The organism is Rhizobium esperanzae (genome assembly GCF_002204185.1).
GTDB classification, from domain to species: domain Bacteria; phylum Pseudomonadota; class Alphaproteobacteria; order Rhizobiales; family Rhizobiaceae; genus Rhizobium; species Rhizobium esperanzae.
This window is the reverse complement of record NZ_MXPU01000064.1, coordinates 1-906: the sequence shown is the minus strand read 5'-3', so window position 1 is coordinate 906 and position 906 is coordinate 1. Positions and strand designations below refer to the sequence as shown.

1 protein-coding gene is annotated in these 906 nt (G+C 66.2%); it reads right to left on the bottom strand.

Annotated elements, in window-relative coordinates; genetic code table 11:
* Positions 1-906 (bottom strand): ABC transporter ATP-binding protein (locus tag B5E41_RS30935; RefSeq protein WP_141098864.1); only part of this gene is annotated, 906 nt, incomplete at both ends.

Below are 906 nucleotides of genomic sequence, written 5' to 3'. Positions count from 1 at the left end.
GCGCCTTGCGGTCGGCGCCGTCGGGATCGGTCAAGGCTTCGGGACGGATGCCGAAGATCACCGGCTTGCCGGCATAGGCGGACAGGCCGTGATTGCCGGAGACGACCGGCAGCCTGAGCGGCGCGCCGTTCGGCCGCTCGAGCGAGACGGCCAGCCCGGCCGCACCGTTCTCGACGGTGGCGTTGAGCAGGTTCATCGCCGGCGAGCCCATGAAGTCGGCGACGAAGAGATTGGCGGGGCTGTTATAGATCTCGGCCGGCGTGCCGAACTGCTGCAGCACCCCGTCCTTCAGCACGGCAATCTTGGTCGCCAGCGTCATCGCCTCGATCTGGTCGTGGGTGACATAGACGAAGGTGGTGCCCATGCGCTGGTGCAGCCGCTTGATCTCGGTGCGCATGTCGACGCGCAGCTTGGCGTCGAGGTTCGACAGCGGCTCGTCGAACAGGAAGACCTGCGGATTGCGCACCAAGGCCCGGCCCATGGCGACGCGCTGGCGCTGCCCGCCGGAGAGCTGGCTCGGCTTGCGGTCGAGCAGATGGCCGATCTGCAGCATGTCGGAGACCTGTTTGATCGCCTTGGCCCGCTCCTCCTTCGGCACGCCGCGGATCTCCATGCCGAAGGCGATGTTGCCGGCCACCGTCATATTCGGATAGAGCGCATAGGACTGGAACACCATGGCGATGTCGCGCTTGGACGGGTGCAGACCGCTGATGTCGCGGCCGTCGATCCTGATCTCGCCCGAGGTGATCGTCTCCAGCCCGGCAATGGTGTTGAGCAGGGTCGACTTGCCGCAGCCGGAGGGGCCGACCAGCACGAGGAAGCCGCCCCTTTCGAGTTCGAGGTCGATGCCCTTGAGGATGTCGACGGCGCCGAAGCGCTTTCTGAGACCGGAGATTTCCAGGAAGG